The following is a 6,131-nucleotide window of genomic DNA, read 5'->3' on the forward strand; positions in this document are numbered from 1 at the left end:
ATATCACTAACATAAATATTTCCCGAAGAAGTGAAAGGGTATACTCCAAATGCTCCATTAATGTGTGATCCCTCAAAAGGAGAATCATTAGTATCGTATTGGTAAACAAGAAAGGGGTCATTTGGGTCCGACACATCATAAATTCTTAATCCTGCACGGTAATAAGAGACATAAGCATAATTCCCAATTATGTATAAGTTATGGGCTACGTTATCTTCATCATTTATTTGGCTTACCCGAGTGGGGTTTGAGGGGTTAGAAATATCCCAGATGGTAATATCAATACCTTTATCATTTTCATTGCAAATAAAAAGATAATTATGATCGTCTGTTACCCAACCACTATGGCTTATAGTCACATCAGGACTTTCGATTTTTCCTAATAAGACTGGAGAGGAGCGTTCACTAATGTCGTAGATTTCTGTTCCATTTCTTTTTGAAAGGCATACATCCTATTTCCATTCACTGTAAAGTCATGAGAGTTTACCCTTTCATCTTCAAAAGTCCATATCAACCTTGGATTTTCAGGATTTTCATTTAGATCAAAAATGCTAAATCCTAAAATATCCCATTCCTCAGGGTCATCATCCGACATATTGTCAAAATACCCAGTTAGGTACAAATACCCTTTTTCATCAATAAAGATATTATGGGAGGAGGGAAAAGTTCCCACTATTTTTGGGTTGGAAGGGTCTGATATATCTAAAATATGGCTTTTCTCCACTTTAGATAAATCCCCATCTGCTACATATAAATAATGATCCCAAACTTTCATATCAAAAGCAAACACCGAAGTAGTGGAAACTATTTCGGTGTTTGAGGGTTCGGTTACGTCCACAATGCTTATCCCATCTTTATCTCCAATAATTGCATATTCCTTTCCTTGGGTTTCGTAACCCCAAACATCAGTTACTGATCTTCTGGGAATTTCTAAATGAGATAATTTCTCAAAATAAACTTCAGTTTTTGGCTCAGGATCCTGGGACTTATCCGAACAAGAAATGAACAAAAAAATGGAATCATATAAAGGACTTTCCAAATTGAATAAAAGTAAGACCGCATGAAAATTTTTGTTTTTCTCATTTTTTTGGTGGTTTAGATAACGATTTCCTTTATAAAATTTCTGAATTTAGCTAATGAACTCCATTGAGGTATTGGGACTCTTTATCTCATTTTATGCCCATGCTAATAAAAAAGTATAATCTCAACCCTCCTATTCTTCCTTCTTCCCTCAACAGTTTCATTTCCTGCTAAAGGTTCTGATTCCCCCCTTCCATCCCAGAATATTCTCTCTGCAGAAATATTATTTTCAATAAGCTGACTCTTTATTTCCCTGGCCCTTCTTTGGGACAATCTTAAGTTATATGCCTCTGTTCCAACATTATCGGTATGCCCTATAATCTTAATTCGGATATATAGGTCTTCTTTCAAAATCTTAACCAAATCAGAGATGTAATCCTTTGTTTCTTGTTCTGCAACGCTACTATCAAAATCAAAATAATAGACTAATTTCGTTGTCTCTAGGAGTAAAGCTTCATGTTTAAGATCCCCAACAGAGGTTGTAGTCTTAATTTCTTCCCTTCTTTCTTTTTGCTGTTCTATTTTTGATTCTTCAGGCCTAGTCATTTGTTCCCTTCTCTTATCAGCAGATTGTTTTTTTTCCTCCTCCTTATTTTTTTCTGAAAACCTCTTGTCATTTGTATCCTGCTTAGTCTTTGAGTTTCCTTTCCTTGTTTTCTTTCTCCTTACCACTTTCTTTTTGCGTTTAGTTCTTCTATACCTCCTTTCTATTAATTTGCTTAGTTCGACACCAATCTCAAAAGCTCCCTGCTGAGCAACTGCATTATGAAGAGGCAAATCATAACTCAACCCAATAGAGAATCCTTCGTTTACCAATTGCAATCCAAACATCACCCCCTCTTTAAGTAAATATTTGGTATGCAACTCTACCGCAGAAGCCACGGTTTTTATATTCCAATGATCGAAAGAGTAACGAGTAACTGCACCAATATTCAAGGAACTTGTTGATGCGGAATTAGTGTAAAGAAATTCAGGGTAAATACTGAATTGACGATCCCCATATATTTGTCTCCCACCTTCAATAACAAAAGTGGGGATCATTGAGGAATGTCCTCCCAGAAGACTTTCATTTGGTGCATTTATATCAAATAATGAAACACCAAAGTGGGCAATTCTTCTCCCCTTCCGATCTTCCTTATTCCAAAAAGCTCCTCCACTAAAAGAAAAAAAATCAGTATTAAATTTATTAAAGTCCTCTCCCAAATCACCCCCAGAGACAAATCCAATTCCAGGTATAAACTGAGTTCCCGTAGTTAATCCTCTGGTATCTATCTTCCTTGAGTGGTAGTTAAGTTTAGTGCCAAAGCTTAACACTTGGTCTTTGTTCAAAAAGAAATTAAGCGCATAAGTCAATCCAAGTTCATTGGCCATTAGAATTCCACTTAATCCACTTTGATCTTTCCCGGCAGAAAGCCCAACTGAAGACCACCTTTTCCCTCCATTTTTGGTCATCAAGGGATATTTTGCCGAAAACAAAAAGGTATTCATATTCAAATCCGGGGAAGTATCCTGAATTCTATAGATAAACCCGACAGTGGCATAATCAGATAAGGATATTGAGGCAGGATTGGTCCGCTGGTTGGCATAATTATATTGCGAAAACTGATAATACTGGGCATTCAGTCCAGTAAAAAGCAGGACAAACCCTATAAGGAGAATTGATTTCTTCATCTGTAATTATCTCAATAAATGTATTGCCCCAGAATTTTTTCCATTCAAATAAACCGGATTTCCATTTTTGTAAGTCCCAGAAATCCTCCAATAATAGACTCCATTGGGCTGCGGCTTTCCTTTTCTTGTCCCATCCCAACCTATTGCGATGGCCTCATCTAAATTATTTGTCTCATAGACCAAGCCCCCTGACCGATTATATATTTTGAAAGTAAATTCATTTACCTCTTCCAACCCATAAATTTTCAAAACATCATTCCGTTGATCCTGATTGGGAGTAAATAAATTGGGAATAAAGGCCTCACTTTCCACAATAACTTGGATCGAAGCTAAAGCTTTACAGCCTAGGGAATCGGTAACCTGTACAGTATATAATGTTGTTTTTTCCGGGCTTGCCAATGGATTGGCAATTAATGGATCATTTAGTCCTTCTGAGGGTTCCCAAATGTATTTATCTCCTCCTCCAACGGAAAGTTGAACACTTTCCCCTTTTAGAATTCTATATATTTCCCCACTTAGAGAAATTTCAGGGGAGCTGACGTTAACGGAAAAAACATCTTGGAAAGCACACCCTTGGTAGGATTCCAAACTAACGGTTACAGTATCCTGAGCAACAACTTCATAAGTTAAGTAGGTTGAATCTGAGAGATCCCCTTTTATTTGAGAAGTCCATTTTATAGATTTCCAATAATCGTCGATTTTAAGCTCTAATACATTCCCCTCACAAGCCCATAAGTCTGGGAGTTGTTCTATTTCACCACTTTCTTGTACATCAAAAGACCAAACCTCTTGATCTTCACAAAACAAAGAATTATGAACTGAAAAAAATATCTGGTCATCTTGTTCGACAATGAGGTTTAAAGAATCAGAAGTCCCTAAATAACCTTGCCTAGAAGAATACCAAGTCCCTGTTTTACCCCCGTTCGCTATCAATGTATATTCTTCATCTGTGCATACAATATACTCATTGGTTTGTACATTATCACAAATCACAAATTGACCGCGATGAATATCTCCCAAACCTCCTCCAGCATAATAAGCATTATCTACCGCCTGAATGCCGTATTCATAAATTCCAGGATCCAATTCATGATAGGAAACTTCAGTAAGCGTATTTTGATTCCCATGGGCTACTACTATTCTATAAGGATTTTCAATCTTAAAACCGGGAGAAAGAGTTATTCCTTCCTTTTTAAGGTATAGGTCATAGGTCAAAGCTGCCTGATTTGTATGATCATCTTTTACACTATCCCAACTAATGGTAATAGAATTGGATTGTGGAAAAACCATTGATTGAGTAGGAGTTGTGGGCCCCAAATTTTGTGCAACTGTAGAATTGTCAAGTAACACCACTTCTAGAGAATCTTCAATTTTTTTAAACTGCAAAATATCCAGATCCCCATCCCAATCCCAATCTCCAAAATCCTGGTGATCTGACATAAAAATTTCCTCCGATGAAAAGCTTAAATTTCCATCGTTGAGCATCAACTCATTTTTTAATTCACCCCCAGTACTACTTTTTAAAACAATATCAACAAACCCATCCGAGTTGAAATCAGCTGCAAAAAATTGCAAAACGCTATCAGGATCTATAACTAATTCCTCCCTTACAAAACTACTATCAGTATTATGGTAATAGTACAAAGAGGTAGTGGCCCCTACTTCACCATGGTAGAAAATCTCAAAGTCCCCGTCAGCATCAAGGTCTACTTTTGACATTTTCAATAGTTCCGGATAATCAAAATCATGCCCAGCTGAATCCAATTTTCCTTTATTATTTTGATAGAGAATCAATTCCGCATCCCCAGCTTCATTAATTCCCCCTAATAGAATATCATCCCAACCATCTTTTTGAAGGTCGATGGCAAGGAGTTCTCTAAAGGTTATCCCTTCTGAATACTCCAATTGCAAGGTATCCCAACCTATTATTTCTTCTTTATAAGCATATAGTCTGGGAGTAAGTATTCCTTCCTCTTCCACTATGGCCAGAATCTCTTTTGATCCATTTCTTTTCAGGTCAGTAGGCACCCAACTATGAGCAAATAAATCGTCTATTTTCATTACCCCTTCATCAAAATCCAATCCCTCATTATTAGGATAGATTTCTAAAGTAGATGTTGTCTTTGTTTTAATGGTTAATAAAATATCTAATAGCCCATCTTGTGTCAAATCAACAATTTCAAACTGTGCACCAATACCTTCCTTTGCCAATAAAACTTGATGATTTAGAGTGTCCCTCTCCATAAAAAACATAGTTACAAAAACACTATCCTGATTTTGAAGCAATGCCACATACTCAAGTGTACCATCATGAGTAATATCAGCCCAATGTCCATCGAGGATGTTTTCAGCACTTACTTTCAGTGTATCCCTGCCTTCAAATGTTTGGGAAAAGGCAAAGAAATGCCGGATTGTCAGCATGACAATCAACAAATATCTTTTTTTCATAACCTGACTATTTTTTGATATTAAAACTTAATGGAATGGAAAGTTTACTGCTTACTGGCGTATTATTTACTGTTGCAGGAACCCATTTGGGCATATTACTAATTACACGTATGGCTTCCTGGTCAAATTTTTCTCCTAATGACTGTACAACCTCAATTTTTGTTATAGAACTATCTCTGCCTACTACAAAGCTCACCAAAACTACTCCTTCAATTGAATCCTTCTTCAACTCATCAGGGTAAGTCAGATTTTTATGTAAATAAGCATAAAGATATGAAAGTCCTTCAACAGGAACGGCCTCCCTATATGTATAGGTCACTTCCGGTGCCTTCTTCTTTTTCTGTTTTTTTATCGAAGATATTTCATCCACCAACTTTCTATCTTTTTTCTTTTCAATAGACTTGAAAGCAGCCTTACTTTCATTAGCCTTCTCGGCTATCAAATGCTCACCTTCTAGAGGAATCGATGCTTTTGTCTCCCGAGGTTCCAATTCTTGTAAATTTTGCGCTCCTTTTTCCTCTTTCTTTGATACTTCCTCTTTAACTTCCGACTTAATGGTCACTTCCTCCAGAACTATTTCTTCTTTAGGGAAAAGAAAATACAGGCTTACACCCAACAACATAAAACCAACAACCATTAAACCTGTCTTGAAAGATTTATTCCTTGTTATAACTTTATTGTTATTAAAGTTATCCAACACCGAATCGAAATCCATGTAGGACTCTATTTCCTTTTTTGAAGTCAATGGGTCTTGGTCGAGTATTTTTATCTTCCTTGGTGTCTTCATCTCTCCATTAACTTTTTCATTTTACTTAAAAGCCGATAAGTTCTAACTTTTGCGAGGTTTTCCGTGATCTTAAGAATGTACCCGACCTCTTTAAAGGATTTCATCTCAAAAAACCGTAGTTCCAGTAATTGGATTTCATCTATCT

Annotated in this window: 5 protein-coding genes; all 5 read right to left on the reverse strand. The window is 36.5% G+C overall.

What is annotated here, in order from left to right:
• On the reverse strand, positions 1-359 hold a 359-nt coding region (locus tag E1171_RS09465), incomplete at its 3' end, for an LVIVD repeat-containing protein (RefSeq protein ID WP_425509612.1).
• 20 nt (positions 360-379) lie between these two features.
• Entirely contained in the window at positions 380-1,039 is a 660-nt protein-coding gene (locus tag E1171_RS09470) for an LVIVD repeat-containing protein (protein ID WP_155205762.1), read from the reverse strand.
• Positions 1,040-1,185: 146 nt separating this feature from the next.
• Entirely contained in the window at positions 1,186-2,751 is a 1,566-nt protein-coding gene (locus tag E1171_RS09475) for a PorP/SprF family type IX secretion system membrane protein (RefSeq protein WP_155205763.1), read from the reverse strand.
• Between the two features lie 6 nt (positions 2,752-2,757).
• Entirely contained in the window at positions 2,758-5,199 is a 2,442-nt protein-coding gene (locus E1171_RS09480) for a T9SS type B sorting domain-containing protein (RefSeq protein WP_155205764.1), read from the reverse strand.
• Between the two features lie 7 nt (positions 5,200-5,206).
• Positions 5,207-5,986 carry an energy transducer TonB gene (locus E1171_RS09485; protein WP_155205765.1) on the reverse strand — a complete coding sequence of 260 codons (780 nt, stop codon included), beginning with the start codon at positions 5,984-5,986 and terminating at the stop codon, positions 5,207-5,209.
• Positions 5,987-6,131: the final 145 nt, after the last annotated feature.

The sequence above is a fragment of the Xanthovirga aplysinae genome (assembly GCF_009711365.1).
Classification (GTDB): domain Bacteria; phylum Bacteroidota; class Bacteroidia; order Cytophagales; family Cyclobacteriaceae; genus Xanthovirga; species Xanthovirga aplysinae.

Coding starts and splice junctions, on each gene's coding strand:
- E1171_RS09475 (WP_155205763.1), bottom strand. CDS start 2,751: ATGAAGAAATCAATTCTCCTTATAGGGTTTGTCCTGCTTTTTACTGGA.
- E1171_RS09480 (WP_155205764.1), bottom strand. CDS start 5,199: ATGAAAAAAAGATATTTGTTGATTGTCATGCTGACAATCCGGCATTTC.
- E1171_RS09485 (WP_155205765.1), bottom strand. CDS start 5,986: ATGAAGACACCAAGGAAGATAAAAATACTCGACCAAGACCCATTGACT.